This is a genomic window from Bifidobacterium saimiriisciurei (genome assembly GCF_010667655.1).
In the GTDB taxonomy this organism is placed as follows: domain Bacteria; phylum Actinomycetota; class Actinomycetes; order Actinomycetales; family Bifidobacteriaceae; genus Galliscardovia; species Galliscardovia saimiriisciurei.
This window is the reverse complement of sequence record NZ_WHZU01000002.1, coordinates 145922-168059: the sequence shown is the minus strand read 5'-3', so window position 1 is coordinate 168059 and position 22138 is coordinate 145922. Positions and strand designations below refer to the sequence as shown.

Sequence of the window (22138 nt, the reverse complement as noted above, 5' to 3'; positions counted from 1 at the left end):
GTCATGGTCTCCGCCCGCGGCGGCCCAGCGGCCCCGACGCCAGCTTACCGACCGCAGACCTCGTCGATGAACCGCTCCACGAAGGTCAGCGCCGCGCCCAGCACGTCCTGGTCGGCCGTGCAGGCGCTCTTCCGTATGGTGAACTCGCAGTCGGGGAACGAGTCGAGCCGCTGCACGCGGGCCTTGAGGTCCGCCATGTCGTCGTTGGTGAAGTACTGCCCGGCCTGCCCGCCCACGATCACATCGCAGTTGAGCACGGTACGCATGTTCTTGATGGCCAGCGCGAGGTTGTCGAGATAGATGTTGAACACGCGGCGATGCGTGTATTCGTCGTCGCGCACCTGATTGAAGAACTCCTCCAGGCTTTCGTCGCGGCTCTGCGTCAGCACCCTCGCCGAGCAGTACGCGTCGAGGCATCCCCTGCGTCCGCAGTAGCAGGCGGCCCCGTCCTTGACCAGGGTCATGTGCTCGATGGTGCCGTTGCGCATGCTGCTGCCCTGGCGCAGACGCCCGTCGATGATGATGGCACCGCCCATATACGGCTCGAGGTACACGCACAGCGCGTTGTCGATCTTCGGATCCAGCCACAGCTCGGTCATCGCCGACGCGTCGGAATCATGGATGAACGTGCACGGATAGTCGATCTCACGGCTGAACGTATCGGTCGTCAGCCCCGTATTGCCGAGGATCTCGCCGAACGTGATGCTCTGCCCGTCGGAGGATACGATGCCCTGCATGCAGAACGACACGCCCAGAATCGTCCGTGACGGCACGCCGAGGGAGTCGATGAACTGGTTGACGAACTGGCAGATGCGATGGTAGTACGCCACCGAATGAGCGTATGGCAGGCGTCCGCTGGCGCGCTTGACGCATGCGCCCCGGAGGTTCACCGCGCATACGATGATCTGCTTCGCCGTCATGCGCACGCCGATCGACAGCCGCGCCTGGCTGTTGAACACGTAACGTTGCGGCTTCCTTCCCCCGGTCGACTTGAACAGTCCTCCGCGCTGGATCAGCCCCTCGGCCTCGAGGTCGCGCAGGTTCTGCGTGATGGTGGGCAGGCTCATGTCGAGGTCGCGCATGATGTCCTGCTTGGATGAGCCGTGGTGACGGTAGATGTAGTCAAGTACCTGGTGCCGGTTATGCAGCTTGACCTGCGCAGTGGTTGCAGTTGCCAATCGAAAGCCTTTCCATCGCCCATTGTATCGGTTGACGGCACTTCTTCGAGCAACCTTTCGATAAGTGTCGCCGTTCATGTTCCGCGACTACGATGACGATGGATGGACGTCTCGAATGACAGGAGGCATCATGACCACCGAATTCCACACCCGTATCCCCGACCTCATGATGGCGTCGGGCCCCTGCTCGGTCTATCCGAGGGTGCTGGCCGCAATGGGCCAGCAGATGGTGCACCACCGCACCGACAACTTCGTCGAGCTCATGCTGTCGGTCAGCGACGACCTGTCGAAGCTGTTCAGGACCGACGACCGTGTGCTGCCGGTCGAAGGCGAGTCGATTCTCGGACTGGAGATGGCCGCCTACAACCTCGTCGAACCCGGCGACGTGTGCATCAACCTGGCGTCGGGATACTACGGCGCCGGATACGCCAGGGTGCTGCGCGCCTACGGCGGCGACGTCGTCGACGTGTCCGTGCCCTACAACACGTCCGTGACCATCGAGCAGGTCCGTGAAACGCTCGACCGGCATCCCGACGCGAAGGTTCTGGCCTTCGTGCACTCCGAGACCCCGTCCGCCTCCGAGAACCCGATGGAGGCCATCTGCCGCGAATGCCATGAGCGCGGCGTGTACACCATCGTCGACTCCGTCTCCGGCGTGGGCGGCTCCGACGTGCGGTTCGACGAATGGGGCGTCGACGTATGCGTCACCGGCACACAGAAATGCCTCGGCTCGACGCCGGGAATGTCGCTGGTCGCCCTGAGCGGGCGCGCGTGGGAGCGCGCCGAGGAGGTGGCCGCACGAACCGGACGATACGAACGGTCGTATCTGTCGTTCCTGCCATGGCGGCAGTGGGTGGAACATGACTACGTGCCCTATACGCCGCCGATCTCGTCGATCTACGGGCTCAAGGCCGCATTGGACATCATCATGGACGAAGGCGGCGTCGACGCATCCATCGCACGCCATGAACGGGCCGCCAAGGCCACCCGCGCCGGCATCCGCGCCATGGGATTGGAACTGTGGGTGGATGACGACGCCAACATGGCCAACTCCGTTACCGCCGTCACCGTGCCCGACGGTGTCGACGACCGAAAACTGCGCGGCATCATGGACGACGAATACGGCCTGCACATCTCCGGCGGCCTCGGCGACGAGGCCGGACGCCTCGTCCGCATCGGCCACATGGGATACACGGCCAGCCGTCAGAAGGTCGTCACCGCGCTCGGCGTGCTCGGGTCGGCGCTCGCCGAGCTCGGCCATCCGGTCGATGTGACCGCCGGAATGGAGGCGGCTCTCGGAGCATAGACGTCGGATGCGTCGGGGTCGCCGATTGTCTCGCCTGTGCTGCTACACTGCTCCATGCTTTTGTACCGGCTCGCAGTGGATGACATGGACCCTTAGGGATGGGATCCGTGATGGGCGTAACGAAGAGCGTTTCGAAATTCCGATGGTATGTGACGTAAGGATGGAATCGTGAAGGAACCGCGGCCCAAGGACGATAAGACAATCGAACGCAGTGATGCGGGCAAGGCGGTGACGCGGGACGGGGAGCGGATTCCCCGCAGGCTCATCGGCGCCATCTTCGCCGTCGGCTCGCTGGCGTTCTTCGGCATCCTGACCGAAACGGTGATGACCGTGCTGTTCCCCGAACTCATGCGGGAACTCAACGTCGGCACTGCCACCGTGCAATGGATCACCACGATCTACCTGCTGTCGGTGGCCGTCACCATGCCCATCAGCTCGTATCTCAAACGGCGGTTCCCGCTGAAGGGCATCTTCGTGGCCGCGGTCGTCCTCGCCGTCGCCGGATGCGTCATCATGATCTTCGGGCGCAGCTTCCCGGTGCTCATCGTGGCCCGCATCATCCAGGGTGTGGGGTCGGGCGTCGCCACGCCGTTGATGATCAACATCATCCTCGAACAGTCGCCGAGGACGAAGATCGGCCGGCTCATGGGCGTCGGTTCCCTCGTCATCACGGTGGCCCCGGCCATCGGCCCCACCGTGGGCGGCGCCATCTCCAGCGTGCTGCCATGGCGTGCGATCTTCGTGCTCATCCTGCCGGTGATGGTGGTGTCGCTCATCGTGGGGCTCCTGTGCATCGAGCAGAAGACGCCCACCCAGTTCGCGCAGCTCAATCCGCTGCAGTTCCTCGCCATCGTGCTCGGCCTGGCGGGGCTGATCATGGCGTTGAACCAGGCCGGAGTGGCCATCAGCGAGGCCGTCAACGGGGCCTCGTTCGCACGGTCGGCGGGCATCGCCGGTGCAAGCCTTACAATCGGCGTGCTGTCGTTGCTGTTCTTCGGATACTCGTCCAGACGGTCGTTCTCGCCGCTCATCCGACTCGGCATCCTGCGTGACCCGGTGGTGCTGCTGCACCTGCTGGCCTACGCGATACTCCCGGTGGTTGGCATCGGATTCGGCTACGTGATCACCAACCTCGCCCAGCTGTCGCTCGGCACCAGCGCCTTCCTCGCCGGCGCGCTCGTATTGCCCGGCGCATTGATCGGCGCGTTCTTCGCACCCGTCGGCGGCGTGCTCTACGACCGGTTCGGCCCCACGCGTCCGATTCTGTCCGCGTTCGCCGTGGCCATCGTCGGCCCGGTGCTGCTGCTTGTCTTCTCCATGCTGCTGACCCCGGCGCTGCTCGCCGGATTCTATTTCATCTTCGGACTCAGCTATGCGCTCGGCTACTCCAACATCATGACCAGCGCCCTGAGCGCCATTCCTCCGCAGTTCACCCCGGACGGCAACGCCATCTTCAACACCATGCTGCAGTTCGGCGGAGCCGTCGGCACCGCGCTGTTCTCCACGGTCCTCACCATCGCCCAGGCCGGCTCCGGACGGGAGGGCACGCCCGCCTTCGCCCACGCGACCGCCGTCGGCGGCGCATGGACGTTCGCGGTCATGATCGTCATCTGCACGATCGCGCTCGTCTCGCTGGCCTGCGCCTTCCGCATCCGTGCGCGGCGTCGCTAGTCCGATCGCAACGCCGATCATGGTGGCCCATCATCCCCGGGGATGATGGGCCACCATTGTTTTTCCGCCCTACGTACGATATGGCGGGCATCCGTTTTTCCGTAGTTTGGTAACCAGCAGGGCCGTCATGGCCCGGAGACCGAACGAAAGGAAAAAGTGATGGGTCGTCATACGAATACGGCAGCCAGGACATTCGCCACCGGAGGCATGACCGGCGCCGCCAGGCACGTGGCACGTCCGACGGATACCGCATACGATATCCCCCTGCCGCCCGGCCGCGAGCCCGCACGCCATTCATCGGTGGCCATCGAGGCCATCGGACTGACCAAGGACTACGGTGAGGGCGCCGCCGCCGTGCACGCGCTGCGAGGCGTCGACGTGAGCTTCGAACGCGGACGGTTCACCGCGATCATGGGACCATCCGGCTCAGGCAAGTCCACGCTCATGCACACGCTCGCCGGACTCGACTCCGCCACAGCCGGACACATCCTGTTCGACGGACGCGACATCACCACGATGAACGACCGCGAGCTCACCCTGCTGCGCCGACGCAGAATCGGCTTCATCTTCCAGAGCTTCAACCTGCTCCCCATGTTCACGGCCGAACAGAACATCCTCATGCCGCTCACCCTCGCCGGAGCCAAACCCGACCGCGCATGGCTGCGCACGCTCGTACGCACGCTCGGACTCGAACAACGCATGGACCACCGGCCCAACGAACTGTCCGGCGGCCAGCAGCAGCGCGTCGCCATCGCCCGTGCGCTCATCGCCAAACCCGGCATCGTCTTCGCCGACGAACCCACCGGCAACCTCGACTCCGTCTCCAGCGCCGAAGTACTGGAATTCCTCAAGCGCTCCGTACGAGAACTCGGACAGACCATCATCATGGTCACCCACGACGCGGTCGCCGCATCCTACGCCGACCGTGCCATCATCTTCGCCGACGGCCGCATCGTCGCCGACGAAAACCGGCCGACCGCCGAACGCATGAACGAACTGCTCATGGAAGAGCGCCGACGCTCCACCGCCGACGCCATGACCGCACGCTGAACCACCGCACGAGAGGAAAGGGACGACCAATGTTCTCCATCACCATCCGACTGATGCGGCGTAACGCGAAAATGCTCATCCCCGCCGGCATCGCCATTCTCATAGGCACGCTGTTCATCTCCAGCACCTTCCTGTTCGGCAACACGCTCGATCATTCGATGCGACGCCAGATGACCGCCATGTTCGGCGACGCCAACTACGTCGTCGCCTCCTCCGACGATGACCCTGCGAGCGCGATGCCCACCGTGGCCGACTACCATATCGACCGACTCGAACGCATCGACGGCGTCGCCGGCGTGCGACCGAACGTCGGCGCTCAGGTGCAGGCCAGCTTCAGAGGCAGGCATTCCACGCTGCCGGCAATCCCCGTCGCCGGGAACACCCGGCTCATGCCCATCACCCTCACCAACGGCGCATGGCCGAAAGCCGACGGCGAGATAGCGCTGCCGGCCGACGCGGCCGACCGGCTAGGCGTCGGCGTCGGCGACGTCATCACCATCGACGACTCCTCCGATTACGCCGGCGCGGGCACGGCGCATGTCCTGCGCGAGAAGGTCGTCGGCCTCACCCGGGACGACAACGGCGCATTCGCCTCATATGGGGGAGCGGCGGCCATCAGCGAACGGGACACCGCCACGATGTCCGGAATGGGCGGAAGCTTCGCCGACCTGCCCGCCGGCGTACTGTACCTGCTTGTCGACCCGCCGAACGGCTCCAGCAGGGAACAGGTGACAGCCCAGGTGCGCAAGGCGCTGCCGTCAGGCATCTCCGTCACCGGCGTGAACGACTACGCCGACAAGCAGATGAAACAGCTCAGCGGAAACGGCACCAACATCATCACCACGTTCATGCTTTCCTTCGGGGCGCTCGCCATGTTCGTCGCCGCATTGGTGATTGCCAACACCTTCCAGGTGCTGGTGGCGCGCCGACGTCGCACGCTGGCGCTGCTGCGCGCCATCGGGGCGCGAAAGGGGCAGCTGTACGCCTCGGTGCTCGGCGAGTCCGCACTGCTGGGACTGGTGTCGTCCATGCTGGGCATCGCCGCCGCACTGGCTCTCATGGGCGGGCTGCACGTCTCCGGACTGCGACTGCAGGGCATTGAATTCTCGCTCATTCCCACGCCGCAGGTGTTCTGGGTGCCGCTCGCGTTCGGCGTGGCCGTCACCATGCTCGCCTCCCTCGGCGCCGCACGGTCCACCACGGCGGTGTCCCCATTGGAGGCACTGCGCCCCATCGAACTGACCGACACCCGTCGCGCCGGCCTCGTGCGCATGTTCGCCAGCATGGCCATGATCGTCCTCGGCATCGCGGCCATGGCGTTCTCCGTCTGGCAGAACCGAAGGCTCGACCTCCATCAGACCACGATGATTAGCGGCGACATCATCCTCCTGCCGCTCATGGCCGGCATGGCCATGGCGTTTGTCGGCCTGCTGCTGTCGGCCGTCCGATGGCTGCCCGCACTCCTGCATGCCGCCGGGTCGCTGGCCGGCCATATCGGGCCGAGCGCGGCTATCGCCTCGGCGAACATCCGCAGGAACCCCCGGCGCATCGCCGCCACCGGAGCAGCCCTGCTCATCGGCGTCACCCTGGTGTCATGCATCGGCACCGGCGCGGCCAGCGCCAAGGCCACCGCCGCGGGGGCACTCGACTCCCGTTACAGCGTGGACCTGCAGGTCACCGGACCGAACCTCGACCAGCGCATGGTCAGAAAGATCACCGGCGTCCATGGCGTGAAAGCGGCCGAACCCGTCGCCACCGCCGTCGCCCAATGGAAACAGCCCGGCTCCTCCGATAAGGTCACCGTCGAAGCGATCGGCATCAGCGAACGTCAGCGAGCCAGGGTGTTCAACGCCGCCGAAGCCACACACCCCATCGGACGAGACGTCATCGACATGATGACGACGATGGGAGACAAGACCAACCCCATAGAGAACGGCGACAAGGTCGACGTCTCCTTCAACGCCATGGACGCCGCCGATGGTGCCAAGGCCGACGGCTCCGAGAATCCCGCCGGAACCGCCACGCTGACGGCATACAAGTCGGACTTCCGCGTCAGCTCCGACTACGCGGGCGTGGCCCTTGTCGACCCGGCGGCGATCAAGGCCGCAGGCGTGCCCACCGTCACGCAGATCTGGGTGAAATCCGACGGCACCACCACGGCCGCCGACCTGTTCGCCGCGGTCCAGAACGCCGTCAGCGACGAACCCGGCGTGCAGGTCACGGGATCCATCGCCGAACGCATGCAATGGAACCAGAATATCGACATGGCCATGGCCGTGCTCGTCGCCCTGCTCTCCGTCGCCGTGCTCATCGCCCTCGTCGGCGTGGCCAACACGCTGTCATTGTCGGTGATCGAACGCACCCGCGAATCGGCCACCCTGCGGGCCATCGGCATGACCCGCGGCCAGCTGCGCCGTTCACTCGCCGTCGAGGCGCTGTTCATCTCGCTCGGCAGCGGCGGCGTCGGTCTCGTCGTCGGCACGATATTCGGCTGGCTCGGCTCGAACGTGGCGCTATCCTCCATCGGCACCGTACGGTACCCGGTCGATTGGCGCATGTATGCGGCCATCCTGCTGGTCGCGGCCATAGCGGCGCTCATCGCCAGCGTGGCACCCGCCCGCCGGGCGGCGCGCACCGCGCCCGTGGAGGCGCTGGCCGAAGCCTAGAAGCCGCCGCCTTCAGGGAAAACACCGATGGGCCGTCAAGGTTTCTCCCAGACGAGAAGCCTATAACGGAACACAACAGATAAGAGAAGAATCGCATTCCCCAGTGATGCCCGCACGACACGTCTCCGGACTTGAAACGGCGGGCATCGTCCATTTCGGGGCGGGCATCCGCGCCGCGCCGCTCCGACCCGTCGACGGCGGCGGGCCAGAACTACACCAGATGGTTCTCGTAGGCGAACACCACCGCCTGCACGCGGTCGCGCGCGTTGATCTTCGCGAGAATATGCGCCACATGCGTCTTCACCGTCGGCAGACTCACGAACAGCTTGTCGGCAATCTCCTGATTGCTCAGGCCATGCGCGATCTCGACCAGCACCTCGCGCTCGCGGTCGGTGAGCAGCTCCAATTCGGGATCGGTGTAGTCCGCCGGGGAAGCGGACCGTTGCGCGATGCGGCCGTCGTTTATCTTCTCGATGAGACGTTTGGTGGCCGACGGCGCGATGATGGCGTTGCCCTGATACACCGTGCGGATGGCGTCAAGCAGCGCCTCGGGTTCGGTGTCCTTGAGCAGGAACCCGGAGGCCCCCGCATCGATGGCGGCCATCACGTATTCGTCCAAGTCGAAGGTCGTCAGGATGACGACACGCGTCGGGGAGTGACCGTCGTCGCCGGCCGAGGCGATGCGGCGCGTCGCCTCGATGCCGTCCATGCCGGGCATGCGCACGTCCATGAGCACCACATCCGGATGCAGCCGCTCGACCGCAGCCACCGCCTCGGCGCCGTCTCCCGCCTGACCGACCACGGCGAGGTCGGGTTGCGAGCCGATGACCATGGCGAATCCGGCGCGGACCAGCTCTTGGTCGTCCGCGATGACCACGCGAATGCAATGTTTCGACATGTCCGACATGAATGCCGTTCCTCCCTTGTTCACTGGGACTGGCCGTCGTGGTTCGTTACGGTCCCGTCCATCGGTCCTTCGGCCTTCCACTGTAGCTGCTCGTCCAAAGAACTTGCGGGAGCCAGCTGCATTCCCTCCTGCTGTCTTTCGTCGCTGAAGCCGGTCTCGCGTAGCACGCCGAGCAGCTGTCTCATGCGTTTCAACGCCGCACGGCCCTCCGTGGCGATACCCGCGAACGCATCGGCCACCCTCCGTGCATCGACGTCATCCGAGTCCAGCAGCCGCAGTCCCGCGTCGGCCTTGCCCATCACGCCGAGCAGGGTGTCGGACACATCGGCTCGGATGTTCGCGCTGATGCGGTCGCGTTCCATGTTCGCCGCGAGGATCCTCTGCTTGGCCTCCTCGTCGCGCAACGCCGTCTCGCGCGCCTGCAGCACCAGCATGTTCGCGCCGCTGGTCCGTGACCACATGCCCGCCGCCATCACGCCAAACAACGTTATGCATGCAGCGAACGCGCAGGTCAGCAGTACGGGCAGCGCCCCGACGGACTTCGTCGTTCCGGCGTCCCCTGTGATTGCGGGGATGCCGCCGATAAGCGCCGTCGTGGACATGCCGAGGTAGTTCTCCGCCGTGAAGTCGACGGCGAATACGAGCGAGCCGAGCGCAATCGTGGGGATGACCCATCGTTTCGCGGTTCTCGGCCCGTACAGCGTCACCGAATACACGGAGTACACCGACACCAATGGCGCCAGGGTGTTCCACGGCAGTATCAGCAGTTCGAGTATCGTGACCGTGGCGAACGCCGCGGCGCTGGCCTGGGGGAACCGTCTGCGCCATACCAGCGGCAGCAGCGTGATCATATTGGAGATGTTCCGCATCACGGCGTATCCTGCCGTCATGCCGTCCGACGCCGATACGTAGTACATCATGAACAGCGTTACGGCGATGAGCAGGTCCATCAGCAGATAATGGCGTTCGGTCCATTCGGACACTTTCTCGATGATGTTGAAGTCGTCGGCCTCCGGGGCCTTTCCGACGTTTCGTTCCTTCCGGTCGTTTCGTACGATATTGACTATCGTATGGATGTGGTCGATCGCCGCCTGTTTGAGGCCGCTGACCACATGCGTTGATATCCGTCCGGCCGCGCCGTTGTGTTCGTCATTCGCCGCGGATTCCATATGAGGGGATTCCCCGTGGCCGTCGACGATTGGACCGGCCATATCCCGCATGGTGGGGGAGGGCGTGAAGGGAATGAACGCCGTCACCTCGAATCCGCCTCCGACCCTGGGGCCGGCGATGCAGGTGCCTCCCCGCGATTCCAGCCGCTCCCTCATGCCGACCAGCCCATAGCCCGGCGTATGGCCGTCGGCCGTCGATGCGGAGCCCCTGCCGTCGTCGATGATGCGCAGACGCAGGCCGTCCTCATCCCATCGTTCCTCGATGCTTGCGTGCACGTCCGGTCCGGCGTACTTGCGGATGTTCGTCAGCGATTCCTGCACCACGCGATAGGCGACGATTTGTGCCGGGGAGTCGAGCCTGTCGGGTCGGGGGTTTCCGAATGCCTTACGTTCCAGATGCAGGTCGGGGGCGGCGTCCCTCGTCTGGGAGACGAGATCGTCGATGTTGGCGTAATTCGGATGATCGTCGTCCTGCGATCCGTCGTGATGTCTGGACGGTTCCTTCACGGCGTCGTCCCCGTCGGCATGATGCCCGCCGAAAATGCCGAGCAGACGCTGCATGTCGGCGAGCGCCTTGGCGCTTTCGTCACGGATGGTCGTCATCGTCGATTTGGCGAGTTCGCGGTCGTTGGCGCCGGCGAACCGTCCGCCGTCCGCCTGCACGATGATGATCGACAGCGTATGTGCCACCACGTCATGCATGTCGCGGGCGATGCGGGCGCGTTCGGCGAGCGCCGCGATGCGGGTCTCCTCCTCGTGTCGGGCTTCCAATGCCTCGTTGCGTTCCTGCATCCATCGTGCGGTGGTGAGTCGCGCCCGCTGCCAGTATGCCATGATGACGACCGCGATGACCGGGATCAGTATCATGCCCAGCATGATGGCGGCGTTGGTGCGTAATGCGGGGTCGCATGATCCGAGGTCTATCGTGCCCGCCGGCGTGAGACACTCATACGGCGCCGTCTGGTAGCGGTTTACTCCGGGCGTGGTCAGCGGGCCGAAAGCGAGTACGGCGGTGTTGACGCCCGTCGTCAGGAGGGTCATGCCCACCGCGATGATGATGAACGGCCGTGCGGTCTCGCGTCGGCCGTAGGAGATCACGGCATACAGCTGCATCAATGCGAAGCAGTCGGTGACCACCATCGCCGGGCCGAATATGAGCTGGATGAGGCATAACGCCACGAACAGTATGGCCGAGGCGTGCGGTGCCTTGCGGCGGAACGCCAACGGCAGGGCGTAGACCCATGTCCATGCGGTGAGGGACCTGTCCGACGTGGGGAACAGCAGGCCGTCCTGCAGGCCCCAAAGATAATCCGACGAGGCCGTAAGGCTGAGCAGACCCGTCAATGCCAACGCCAGTATGACGTCGGTGATGAAATCGCGGTCGGCGAAACGTCGGGCTGATACGGCGGCATGGCGGATGTTCGGGAAAGCGTGCACACCCATAGCCTAGCCGTGCTTATCGCCTTCGCAATCCTTCCGAAGGATGATGATTGACATATTTCGGTGCGACAATGATGACGTTCGATGACGTTACGAACAAGGAGCGAACATCATGCCATTGCTGGGGAAATACTATGTGCCGGGCCTGTATGTGGAGGACCATTCCATCGCCGTACCGACCGATTGGAACGGCTCGGACCCCGCCGACGTCATGCGTTCGGGGCTGCCGAAGTCGGCGAAGGGCGCCGGCGACGGATTCCCTCCCACGTTGAGCCTGTTCTACCGGGTGCTGTGCGCGCCCGAGCATGTGCATGACGACCTGCCGCTGCTGGTCTTCCTACAGGGGGGTCCCGGCGGCCAGTGCCCGCGTCCGCTCGGTCCGGACGACGACGGTTGGATAGCCGAGGCCATCAAACACTTCCGTGTGGTCCTGCCCGACCAACGCGGCACCGGCCGATCCTCGCGTATCGACGCACGGGTCATTTCAGGCATGGATGCGCGCCGGGCCGCCGACTATCTGAAGCTGTTCCTCGCCGACTCCATCATCCGCGACTTCGAATACCTGCGGCTCACGGCGTTCGACGGGGCGCGCTGGGCGAGCCTCGGCCAAAGCTACGGCGGTTTTCTCACCCTTACGTATCTGTCGCTGTATCCGCATGGTCTGGCCGCGTCGTTCACCACGGGCGGCATCCCGCATGTGCCGGCGGATGCGGTCGAGGTGTATGCGCATACGTTCCCGCGCATGATGATGAAGACCCGGCAGTATTACGAACGTTACCCGCAGGATGCACGGCGTGTGGCCGCCATCGCCGACCGTCTGGCACAGGGTGACGTGACGCTGCCGAACTGCGACCCGTTCTCCGTGCGTCGTCTGCAGATGCTGGGCGGTGATTTCGGCATGAAGCCGAGCTTCGAGCGGCTGCACTGGCTCGTCGACCAGGCGTTCACCGGGGGAGACGGGGCGATTCTGCCCGAGGACGACGAATCGGGCGTGGCCCACGCCGACCATGCGTTTGGTCAGGAGCCGGCGGCCCTTTCCACGGGTTTCCTCATGAACGTGCTGGCGCGCACGGCATCGTACGAGCGGCCGCTGTACTGGCCACTACAGGAGTTCATCTACGCGGACGGCGAGCTGGAACGACCGATTCAATGGGCCGCGCAGCATGAGCTGGAACGCCATCCCGAATTCGCGGCGGACGCGAGGCCGCTCATGTTCACCGGCGAGGCCGTGTTCCCGTGGATGTTCGACGAGGACAGTTCCCTCAAACCGTTCAAACCGGCGGTGGAGCTGCTTATGGAGGACACGCGCTTCGGCCGCATCTACGATGCCGGCCGGCTGGCGCGCAACGACGTGCCGTTGCAGGCGGCCGTCTACCACGACGACATGTACGTGGATTCGGGAATGCAGCTCGATACGCTCTCCCGTGTCGGAAACTCCCACGCATGGGTGACCAACGAGTTCGAGCATGACGGCGTGCATCACGGCACGCGCGTGTTCCGGCGGCTTTACGAGGAGGCCCTGAACCGCGGCGACCTCGCCGACCTGCAATAGCCCGAGCTTTTATCCTTTACCTTCCCCCTTGAGGGGAAGGTAACCGACGCAGCCGGTCAGATGGAGTGATGGTCCGTTTCCATGGCCATAAACAACAAAATCGCCGTGGGGCTCCATAATCGGAATCCCACGGCGATTTCGTTATCGTCATGCTGCGAGCCTGAACCTCAGGCCACGAGCGTCATCACTTGATGATGACGTCCTCCGGCTTGATGTCGGAGGTGAAGCTCGGAGCGAGCTCGGACTGGTAGGCCTTCTCGAAGAAGCCCTGCTCGGTAAGGGTCTTGATCTCCTTGTTGGTCCAGTCGAGCAGGCTCTTGTTGCCCTTCTTCACGGCCGGGGAGATGGTGGATTCCTCGCCGAGGGTCTTGACGCCCACGGTGTAGCCCTTGTTGTCCTTGGCCCACGCGTACAGGTAGGTGTTGTCGTCGGCGAGCGCGTCGGCGCGGCCGTCCTTGAACGCCTGGAACTGCTGGGTCTTGGAATCGAACTTCTGCAGGTTCACGTCGGGGTAGTTCTGGGTGAAGAACGTCTCGGCGGTGGTGCCCTTGGTCACGGCCAGGGTCTTGCCCTTGAGCTGGTCGGCGCTGGTGATCTTGGCCTTGTCGGGGGAGACCACGCCGATGGAGACCTTCATGTACGGGCTGGCGAAGTCGACGACCTGCTTGCGCTCGTCGGTCACGGTGAAGTTGGCGAGCACGAGGTCGACCTTGTCGGACTTGAGGGCGTCCACGCGGCCGTCGGCGTTCACCTGGACCCAGTCGACCTTCACGCCGAGGTCCTTGGCCACCTGGTTGCCGAGGGCGACGTCGTAGCCGGCGCGGGTGCCGTCGTTCTTCACGTAGCCGTAGGGCGGCAGGTCGCCGAAGGTGGCGATGCGGATGGTGCCGGCCTTCTTGATCTGCTCGACGGTCTGGCCCTGCTGGGAGGAGGCCGAGCCGTCGGAGCTGCTGGAACCGCCGCAGGCGGCGAGTGAGATCATGGTGACGCCAGCCAGAACACCGGCGATGACCTTCTTGAGTGTATTCATCGTTACTGTCCTCTCTATGTGATGAATCCCTTTAGAAAACTTGGAAAATCCGGGAACCCGGAAGACGCCTCCGCCTACTCCTCGTCGCTGATCGGCGCCATGCTTTCAAGGAACGCCTTGGCACGGTCGGTTTCGGGGTTGGCGAAGAAGCCGTGTCCGGACTGCCTCTCGAGGATGACACCGTTTTCGAGGAAGAGCACGGTGTCGGCCACGCGGCGGGCGAATTCCATCTCATGCGTCACCACAATCATGGTCATGTGGTGTTCGGCCAGGCCGAGCATGAGTTCGAGCACCTCGCGCACCATCTCCGGGTCGAGCGAGGCGGTCACCTCGTCGAACAGCATGAGCTCGGGGTTCATGGTCAGCGCGCGCACGATGGCGATGCGCTGCTTCTGTCCGCCGGAAAGCTCGCGCGGGTACGCGTTCTTGTACTCGCTCAGCTGCACGTCGGCGAGGAGCTTGTCCATCTGCTGCTCGACCTCGGCCTTCGGGCGCTTCTGCACCTTGGTGGGGCCGAGCAGGATGTTCTGCGCCACGGTGAGGTTCGGGAACAGATCGTAGCTCTGGAACACCATGCCGATCTCGGTGCGCAGTTTGCGCCATGTCTTCTCCGAGCCGTCGATGGGCTTGCCCTTGAACGAGATGGTGCCGCCCTGGATGGTCTCCAAGCCGTTGAGGCAGCGGATGAGCGTGGACTTGCCCGACCCGGAGGGGCCGAGCAGCACGAACACCTTGCCGCGGGGCACGTCGAAGCTGATGTCCTTGAGGACCTCGTGGTCTCCGTACGCCTTCTTGAGATGCTGCACGGACAGCAGGATCTCGTCGTTGTTCGAATCAGCCATTGTTACGCTCCTTGGCACGCTTCTCCAGGGCCCGGGCGATCATCGCCAGGGGCCAGCACACGATGAAATACAGCAGGAACACGAATCCGTACACCCAGAACGCGGAATCCGGGTGGGCCATGCGGTTCGCCTCCATGATCTGCTGACCGACGGTGACGACGTCGATCACGCTGATGAGCAGCAGCAGCGAGGTGGTCATGATCACGCGCGCCGCCAGGTTGATGGTCGCCGGCACCATGAGGTTCACCGACTGGGGGAGCCTCACGTACCACAGCAGCTGCAGGCCGTTCATGCCCAGCGCCTTGCCGGCGTCGACCTGATGCTCGGGCACGGAGATGAGCGCACCGCGCACGACGTCGCTGATCTCGGCGGCGACCCACAGGCCGAACGCCACCACGGCGATGGTCTCGCCGTCCACCTGCACACCCATCTCGCGCGGCAGGATGTAGTAGAAGAGGAACAGAATGACCAGCGTCGGTATGATGCGGAAGAACTCCAGATACAGGCGCAGCACGGCACGCAGCACCGGATTGTGCATGATGCGCAGCGCGCCGAGCACGACGCCCAGCGGGATGCCGAAGATCAGCGCCAGTCCGGCCACGCTCACCGACGTCCACAGGCCTCCGAGCAGACGGGTGAGGTTGTCGCCCGTGAGCAGGATCGTCCAGCCGGAGTCGGCGGCCAGCACGGTCGTTGCGGAATCAATCGCCGAAAGTACCACGACGGACCCTCCTTTCGAGCAGCGTCAGCACGACGGACAGGGGAATGAGGATGATGGCGTAGGCGACGACCAGCATGAGCAGGTATTCGTCGGTGCGGTAGTACATGCCGATGAGGTCGCGGGCCGTGTTGGTCAGCTCCGGCACGGCGATGACGGTGAACACCGACGTCTCCTTGACCAGGAAGATCGCGTTGGCGGCCACAGCCGGCACGCTGCGCGTCAGTCCCTGGGGGAGCGTCACGTGGCGCACCATCTGCAGCGGGGAGAGTCCCAACGCCTTGGCGGATTCCACCTGAATGGTCGGGATGCCGCTGAATCCTCCGCGGAACGCGCCGGACATGTAGGCCGCGCCGAGCAGCGAGATGCCGATGATGGCGCACGCCTGGGCGCTGAGCTTGATGCCGATCGATGGGAAGCCGTAGTACAGGAAGAACAGCTGGATCAGCAGCGGGGTGTTACGCAGCAGCTCCTCGAACGTGGCGCAGATCTGGGAGAGGACCGGCACCTTGTATTCGCGCAGCAGCGCGATGACCAGCCCCAGGATCGTCGCCAGCACGACGCCGATGGCCGAAAGCTCAAGCGTCAGTACGAAGGCCTTGCGGAACAGGGGCAGGGCCTGTTGGATGACTTGCCAGCTCATCGTGAACCCTCCTCCGATCCGTGAATTCTTGTCTCTATCTCTTTGCTTTGCATGAGTCTTTTCTCTTGAAAACGTCTGTGAATACCATACGGGTTTTTCGACCGCCCGAAGAACGCCATCGGTCGTGAAGCGGCTCGATGGCGTTTGCGGGAGGATGACGTCAGACGTTTGACGGACGGTGCCGAGGCGCCGGCCATTATCTATGAAAACGTTGCGGTCATTGATGTTTTGACGTGGCGTACGCCGGTCGTCAAAGCGTCGAGCCCATGAAGGGACCTCCCATGGTTATGAACATCGTTTATGACGTGCTATCAGCAAATCAATAACCACCATAACAAAACTTTGGTGTGTCGTGATTGCGTCGTCGGAATTTCGTTATAGGAAACATGATTACCTCCTATAAACGGCATTTATAAGGAAGGTTCTTCATGGATGCCGCAGGGTCCGGCGGGCGGCCCGCCGATGTCCCCCGAACCCTTAGACTGGGAGACATGTCTTTAACTATTGGAATCGTCGGTCTGCCGAACGTCGGCAAGTCCACCATGTTCAACGCGCTGACCCGCAACAACGTGCTTGCGGAGAACTACCCGTTCGCCACCATCGAGCCGAACACCGGCATCGTGCCGCTGCCCGACAAGCGCCTGCCCGTGCTCGCCAAGCTCGTGCACACCGAGAAGATCGTGCCCGCCACCGTCACGTTCGTCGACATCGCCGGCATCGTCAAGGGCGCCTCCGAGGGCGAGGGCCTGGGCAACAAGTTCCTGGCGAACATCCGCGAGGCCGACGCCATCTGCGAGGTCGTGCGCGCCTTCGAGGACGACGACATCGTGCACGTCAACGGCAAAATCGACCCTGCCGACGACATCGACACCATCAACACCGAACTCATCCTCGCCGACATGCAGACCATCGAGAACGCGCTGCCGAAGCTCGAGAAGGACCTGCGCGGCAAGAAGATCGAGCCCGCGTACTTCGAGGCCGTCAAGAAGGCCAAGGAGATCCTCGAGGCCGGCGAGACCATCGACCACGCCGCCGCCGCGGGCAAGATCGACAAGGCCGACGTCTACGATCTGCACCTGCTCACCGCCAAGCCGTTCATCTACGTGTTCAACGTGGACGACGACGAGCTGCAGAACGACGACCTGAAGAAGAAGCTCGCCGACTCCGTGGCCCCCGCCCCGGCCGTGTTCCTCAACGCTCAGTTCGAGGCCGACCTCACCGAGCTCGACGAGGCGGATGCCCGCGAGATGCTCGAGGATGCGGGACTGGCCGAATCCGGCCTCGACCAGCTGGCCCGCGTCGGCTTCGACATCCTCGGCCTGTCCACCTTCCTCACCGCAGGAGAGAAGGAGGTGCGCGCCTGGCAGATCCACAAGGGCTACACCGCCCCGCAGGCCGCCGGCGTCATCCACACCGACTTCGAGAAGGGCTTCATCAAGGCCGACATCGTCTCCTACGACGACTTCGTGGCCGCCGAAGGCTCCATGACGAAGATCAAGGAGGAAGGCAAGCTCCGCCAGGAGGGCCGCGACTACGTCATGCAGGACGGCGACATCGTCGAGTTCAAGTTCAACGTGTCGAAGTGATTGCTTCATAGCGTCGAGGGCCTTGGAATCCCAACGATTCCAAGGCCCTTGTCTATACTGTATTCAGTTGTTGTTGTTGTATGGAGCCACATCGTGATGAGCGCGGTGCATTGGGCATCTGATCGGAGGAAACGGATATGACCAGCTATGTGTTGCGTCTGTATGACACCCCGCTGCTCCGGTTTGATGCCGCGTACGGTGAAGGGCTGTTGGCCGGTAAGGTCGAGGCCCGTATTCGCTGGTTCGACGAGTCGAAGCGGACGTTGTTGCCGTTCCCGTTGGCCCCTCAGCCGGATGATGCGAAGCTCACCGCTTGGCTGGAACGGCGCACCATTCCGAAGAATCGTGAGTTCGCGGCTCAGATCCTTGCACAGGCCGGACTGAACATCGCGGATACACTCGGCATCATCGACCTGTGCAAGGGGTTGTCGGTCAACGACTCGTTCTGGGTCGAACGGGACGATGAGAATCTCAGGTTCGCGGACATCAATCTGTATGACAATCCGCTGGATGAAACGCTTGCCATCGTGGCGTATACGGGGTACACGTCAAGTGAGAAGCATGCGATAGGCCTGTCAAGCGAATGGACAACGGACGGGCAGTTCCCGAAGGCATGGCGGCACACAGGCAATGGATTGGAGTTGTGGAAGGCCGGTTCCGAGGGGTATGCGAACGCCGGACTGGAGCCGTATTCCGAGTATCTTGCCTCGCAGCTGGCGCGCAAGCTTGGCGTGAATGCGGTCGATTACCATATCGCCCGTTGGAAAGGCAAGCTGGCGTCGGTGTGCCCGTCGATGAACACAAAGGACGTGTCGTTCGTGCCGTTCTACGCGGCCACGCAGCTCGCATCGTTCCCGGAGATTCTCGCGGCTGCCCGTGCTGTGTCGGAAACATCGTTCGAGGCGATGCGCACGATGCTTGTCTTCGATGCGCTCATCGTCAACCAGGATCGTCATGCCAACAACCACGGGTTCCTACGTGACAACCATACCGGACGCATCCTAGGCCCGGCACCTCTATTCGATCACAACATGTCGTTGTTCAAGAACGACATGCGTGCCGACTGGGAGCGTGATGCGTGGACGCCGAAGGTACTGGAGGAACGTCAGCCGTCGAACTCGCGCATGACGTTTTACGATCAGTGCGAGGTCATCATGGGGGTCGCGCAGCATGAGATGCTGCGTAAGGCATTGGACGTCACGTTGGAGAACGATCCGACGTATCCGCTTGAGGACGGCCGCATCGAGGCGTTGAACGACTATCTGCACGCCGCGGCCCGCACACTGCTCGACATCCCCGTGGTGAACGAATCTAAGCTCACCGCACAGCTCGATGCGCTGCGGCCTGCGATTGAAAACGCGCCCGTGATTCTCAACGACAGCCTGCTTGAGAAGGGATAATCGGACGAGTTCAAGTTCAGCGTGAGCAAGTGATTACTAAGTAGCGTCGATGGCCTTGGAATTTAACGATTTCAAGGCCCTTGTCAAATGCGGAATTGCTGGTTGTGATGGTGTGGTCTGTGTTGGGAATGGTATATCGCCGGGGTCTGCGCCCGGCGTGATGGACGATCGGGCCGAATGGGAAGCCACGGGTGTCAATCGTGGACACAATCGCGTTTTATGTAGTGCGAAACGGAGCCTCTCCCTCACTCGGTATTCTGTAATGGAACCATGACCAACAACATCAGCACCAACAACTCAGCAATCTCCATTCAGGTTATGGTGGCCGGCCGTGTGCGTGTCTCGCCCGATTTGCCTTTCGGCAACGGGTGCGGGCTGATCCGCGGTTCTGGCTTCTTCGTGCCCGCCTCCAGGCGCATCTGGCTGCCCGTGTGCGCGTTCCTCGTCACCACGCCGCATGGCCGTATCCTGTTCGACACCGGCTGGGATCGGGGCATGAGTCCGAACGGTGTTTACGATCGCGGGGCGCAGATCCGCTCGCTTGGCTCATGGGCGTTGTACCGGGTTAACCAGGGCGTCGTGGGACCGGGCATGACCGTGCCCGAACAGCTGGCCGGGCAGGGCCTGTCCTCGGCCGATCTTGACGTGGTGGTGGTCTCCCATCTCGACTGCGATCACGCGAATGGACTGCGCGGTGTGCGGGGCGCCCGCCGCATCATGGTGTCCGCGGATGAGATGCGCTGCGCCACGCGGTTCCCGAACCGTCTCGTGCGGTTCGACGCCTCGTGGTGGCAGGGAATCGATCTCGACCTGTATGACTGGAATGACACCGAGGGGCCCGTCGGTAGGTCTTACGATCTGTTCGGCGACCGCAGCGTGCATCTCATCAACATCCCTGGCCACACCGACGGACAGGTGGCCATGAAGGTCATGGCACCGTCGGGCCGGTACGTGCTGCTGTTCGCCGACGGCGGTTACGCCACGCGATCATGGAGGGACATGGTTACGTCGGGCATCGTCTACGACCGTCACGCGCAGCGCTCATCGCTCGCATGGATCCGCGAGCAGAGTATGTCGCCGATGTGCGTGCGGTCGATCGCCTGCCACGACACGGCGAACCGACCCGAGACGATCTTGCTGAGCTGAAACGACGCATGTCACGGCACGATCAGTGCGTCCAGCGCGCCGAACACCGTGTTGACGATCCCGTCCACTCCTTGCTCGTGCACCTTGGATGGGTCGTGCAGCCAGAACGCGGTGGCTGACACCATCGAGGAGGCGACGATCTCCAGAATCAGCTCGCGGTTGACGGTGGGGCGGCGCGGGCCTTCCAATCGTGGTGCCCCACTGCCGTCGGTCATGCGTTGTCGGCATTGCCGTTTGATGGCGTCCTTCCATCGCTCAATGAACTGCACGTCGGGTGCTGAGACGAGTAGTGCTCGGAACGCGTTTTCGTTGGATCGGATATAGGCCAATGTGGGCATGAGCGTGATGTGCGACGCACCGCAACCATTCTCGTCGTCAGTGTCTCTGATGGTCAGTGGCTTATTCAGTTGCTCTAGGTCCTCCACCAGTCGGCGCTCCAATGTCTCGAGGACCTCGCCAACGTGGTGGTAGTGCGCATAGAACGTGCTGCGAGCCACGAACGCTTTCGCGCACAGCGTCTTGACCGATGGCAGCTCGACGTGTCCCGTCGGCCCGGCCGGATCGATGCCTTCGTTGAGCAGATCGATGAGCGCGCGCTCGATGGCGTGCTCGACGTCGTCCCGCGGCTTCGGTGCGACGGGCGGCGGATCGGCGTGTGAGGTCTCCATGTTTTAACTCATATCCGCTATTCCGGACAGATGAACTTAGACTGGTTTCGATGTAAAAACGGAGCGCGACATCTCTTATTAGACAGCTATATCCTGGTTCAGGATGCGCGTCCCGGTTCGTGGGGCTTCGCCGGTCTCATGCAGAAATACCGGTACGTTGCCGGCAGACTCGCCGTCAAGACGGATGGCCGATTCGTCGACCGCACCAGCCGGTACGCGGGGAATGGGCGACTGTTGCAGTAAGGCAAGTCGGTCGAGTTCAAATTTAATGTCTCAAAGTGATCGCCGCATAGCGCCGAGGGCCTTGGAATCACTGGGATTCCAAGGCTCTCGTTGTTTCATCGCGTATTACCTCGCCTCGTCTCAGACCAATGGTGCGGAATGCGAATGCCGACATGCGTCAGTCACGCTATCTCTCGCACGTGGGAGTGGGCAATGTGATCCGATTACCAGCGACGGCGCTCCTGCTGCGGGAATATACTCAAGATGGAGATTTAACTCATATGAGGTATCGGATGGGAGGTGCGGCATGCCGGAGCTGAGTCGGTTCTTCGGGACAGAACGAGAGCGAGTATCACAAGCCACACGTCCATGTGTATTACGGCGATTTCAAGACATCCATCGGCATCGACGGTGAACTGTTGGCCTGCTCCCTTCCCGCCAAGCAGTACAAGCTGGTGGCGGCATGGCTGGTGCTGCATGGGGATGAGCTGTACAAGGCGTGGAACGAGGCCGTGTCCGGACGTCCGTTCGACCGTATCAAGTCGCTTTCGTGAGGAAGGGAGCCCGTCATGTTCGAGGTAAACGGCATCCTGTATGCGGATGAACCCGCTCAGGAGCTGGAAGTCCGGTCGGCTCGCGTTGCGGATGACCGCATCATGCTGGTGACGTTCTCCACCGGTGAGACGCGCCTGTGCGATTTCACCGAAATGTACGACGATGTTCCCTCCTTTGCTCCGCTGCGTGATGAGAAGACGTTCGAGGACTTCCATATCGATCACGGGGTCCTGACCTGGTGTGACGGCGATATCGACATCTCTCCCACGTATCTGTACGAACATTCGTATGAGTACATCGCTCATGGCGAACTGGTTTCGGTGTGATGTCGTAAAGCGACATCACACCGAGTTCAAGTTCTTCTCAACGTCTAAGAAGTGATTGCCGAG

17 protein-coding genes and 1 pseudogene are annotated in these 22138 nt (G+C 63.0%); 10 read left to right on the top strand and 8 right to left on the bottom strand.

Features of this window, described 5'->3' with window-relative positions; all coding sequences use genetic code 11:
- Window positions 1–44 precede the first annotated feature (44 nt).
- The gene (locus GFD18_RS01890) at window positions 45–1178 is read right to left on the bottom strand and encodes an ROK family transcriptional regulator (protein ID WP_163199706.1); all 1134 of its coding nucleotides are present in this window, start codon (window positions 1176–1178) and stop codon (window positions 45–47) included.
- Between the two features lie 130 nt (window positions 1179–1308).
- Between GFD18_RS01890 and GFD18_RS01885 the strand changes: the two genes are divergently transcribed.
- The 4 genes from GFD18_RS01885 to GFD18_RS01870 all read left to right on the top strand — a co-directional run bounded on the left by GFD18_RS01885 (window position 1309) and on the right by GFD18_RS01870 (window position 7871).
- On the top strand, window positions 1309–2484 hold the full coding sequence (locus tag GFD18_RS01885) for a pyridoxal-phosphate-dependent aminotransferase family protein (RefSeq protein WP_163199707.1): 1176 nt from the start codon (window positions 1309–1311) through the stop codon (window positions 2482–2484).
- A 228-nt stretch (window positions 2485–2712) separates the two neighbouring features.
- Entirely contained in the window at window positions 2713–4155 is a 1443-nt protein-coding gene (locus GFD18_RS01880; RefSeq protein ID WP_318644306.1) for an MFS transporter, read from the top strand.
- A gap of 159 nt (window positions 4156–4314) precedes the next feature.
- Complete coding sequence (locus tag GFD18_RS01875; protein ID WP_225432859.1) at window positions 4315–5205, top strand: ABC transporter ATP-binding protein; 891 nt, start codon at window positions 4315–4317, stop codon at window positions 5203–5205.
- A 29-nt stretch (window positions 5206–5234) separates the two neighbouring features.
- Window positions 5235–7871 carry an ABC transporter permease gene (locus GFD18_RS01870; RefSeq protein ID WP_163199708.1) on the top strand — a complete coding sequence of 879 codons (2637 nt, stop codon included), beginning with the start codon at window positions 5235–5237 and terminating at the stop codon, window positions 7869–7871.
- Between the two features lie 211 nt (window positions 7872–8082).
- On the opposite strand, the gene GFD18_RS01865 is transcribed toward GFD18_RS01870, so the two are convergent.
- Together GFD18_RS01865 and GFD18_RS01860 are read right to left on the bottom strand one after the other, a co-directional pair.
- Complete coding sequence (locus GFD18_RS01865; protein WP_163199709.1) at window positions 8083–8778, bottom strand: response regulator; 696 nt, start codon at window positions 8776–8778, stop codon at window positions 8083–8085.
- 20 nt (window positions 8779–8798) lie between these two features.
- Complete coding sequence (locus tag GFD18_RS01860; RefSeq protein ID WP_163199710.1) at window positions 8799–11390, bottom strand: sensor histidine kinase; 2592 nt, start codon at window positions 11388–11390, stop codon at window positions 8799–8801.
- A gap of 109 nt (window positions 11391–11499) precedes the next feature.
- Here GFD18_RS01860 and GFD18_RS01855 point away from each other — a divergent pair, with 109 nt between their 5' ends.
- Window positions 11500–12939 (top strand): alpha/beta fold hydrolase, encoded by a 1440-nt coding sequence (locus GFD18_RS01855; RefSeq protein WP_163199711.1) that lies wholly within the window; start codon window positions 11500–11502, stop codon window positions 12937–12939.
- A 184-nt stretch (window positions 12940–13123) separates the two neighbouring features.
- Here the strand turns inward: GFD18_RS01855 and GFD18_RS01850 are convergent, their stop codons facing one another.
- The 4 genes from GFD18_RS01850 to GFD18_RS01835 form a co-directional block, all read right to left on the bottom strand.
- The gene (locus GFD18_RS01850; RefSeq protein ID WP_163199712.1) at window positions 13124–13969 is read right to left on the bottom strand and encodes a transporter substrate-binding domain-containing protein; all 846 of its coding nucleotides are present in this window, start codon (window positions 13967–13969) and stop codon (window positions 13124–13126) included.
- A gap of 74 nt (window positions 13970–14043) precedes the next feature.
- Window positions 14044–14811 carry an amino acid ABC transporter ATP-binding protein gene (locus GFD18_RS01845; protein ID WP_163199713.1) on the bottom strand — a complete coding sequence of 256 codons (768 nt, stop codon included), beginning with the start codon at window positions 14809–14811 and terminating at the stop codon, window positions 14044–14046.
- The gene (locus tag GFD18_RS01840) at window positions 14804–15532 is read right to left on the bottom strand and encodes an amino acid ABC transporter permease (RefSeq protein WP_318644304.1); all 729 of its coding nucleotides are present in this window, start codon (window positions 15530–15532) and stop codon (window positions 14804–14806) included. Before GFD18_RS01840 ends, GFD18_RS01845 begins: the two co-directional genes overlap by 8 nt.
- On the bottom strand, window positions 15513–16172 hold the full coding sequence (locus GFD18_RS01835) for an amino acid ABC transporter permease (RefSeq protein ID WP_163199714.1): 660 nt from the start codon (window positions 16170–16172) through the stop codon (window positions 15513–15515). Before GFD18_RS01835 ends, GFD18_RS01840 begins: the two co-directional genes overlap by 20 nt.
- A 491-nt stretch (window positions 16173–16663) precedes the next feature.
- On the opposite strand from GFD18_RS01835, the gene ychF reads away from it, so the two are divergent.
- The 3 genes from ychF (at window position 16664) to GFD18_RS01820 (ending at window position 20304) form a co-directional block, all read left to right on the top strand.
- Window positions 16664–17758: a redox-regulated ATPase YchF gene (gene ychF / locus GFD18_RS01830; RefSeq protein WP_163199715.1), complete on the top strand. Its 1095-nt coding sequence runs from the start codon at window positions 16664–16666 to the stop codon at window positions 17756–17758.
- Window positions 17759–17895: 137 nt separating this feature from the next.
- Window positions 17896–19158, top strand: a complete 1263-nt coding sequence (locus tag GFD18_RS01825) for a HipA family kinase (RefSeq protein WP_163199716.1) — start codon at window positions 17896–17898, stop codon at window positions 19156–19158.
- A 270-nt stretch (window positions 19159–19428) separates the two neighbouring features.
- Window positions 19429–20304, top strand: coding sequence for an MBL fold metallo-hydrolase (locus GFD18_RS01820; protein WP_163199717.1), 876 nt, complete (start codon window positions 19429–19431; stop codon window positions 20302–20304).
- Window positions 20305–20315: 11 nt separating this feature from the next.
- Here the strand turns inward: GFD18_RS01820 and GFD18_RS01815 are convergent, their stop codons facing one another.
- Window positions 20316–20972 carry a TetR/AcrR family transcriptional regulator gene (locus GFD18_RS01815; RefSeq protein WP_163199718.1) on the bottom strand — a complete coding sequence of 219 codons (657 nt, stop codon included), beginning with the start codon at window positions 20970–20972 and terminating at the stop codon, window positions 20316–20318.
- Window positions 20973–21550: 578 nt separating this feature from the next.
- On the opposite strand from GFD18_RS01815, the pseudogene GFD18_RS01810 reads away from it, so the two are divergent.
- A pseudogene (locus GFD18_RS01810) lies at window positions 21551–21748 on the top strand (DUF4160 domain-containing protein); the annotation flags it as partial.
- Window positions 21749–21763: 15 nt separating this feature from the next.
- Complete coding sequence (locus GFD18_RS01805; protein WP_163199719.1) at window positions 21764–22075, top strand: DUF2442 domain-containing protein; 312 nt, start codon at window positions 21764–21766, stop codon at window positions 22073–22075.
- The last annotated feature ends 63 nt before the right edge of the window (window positions 22076–22138 follow it).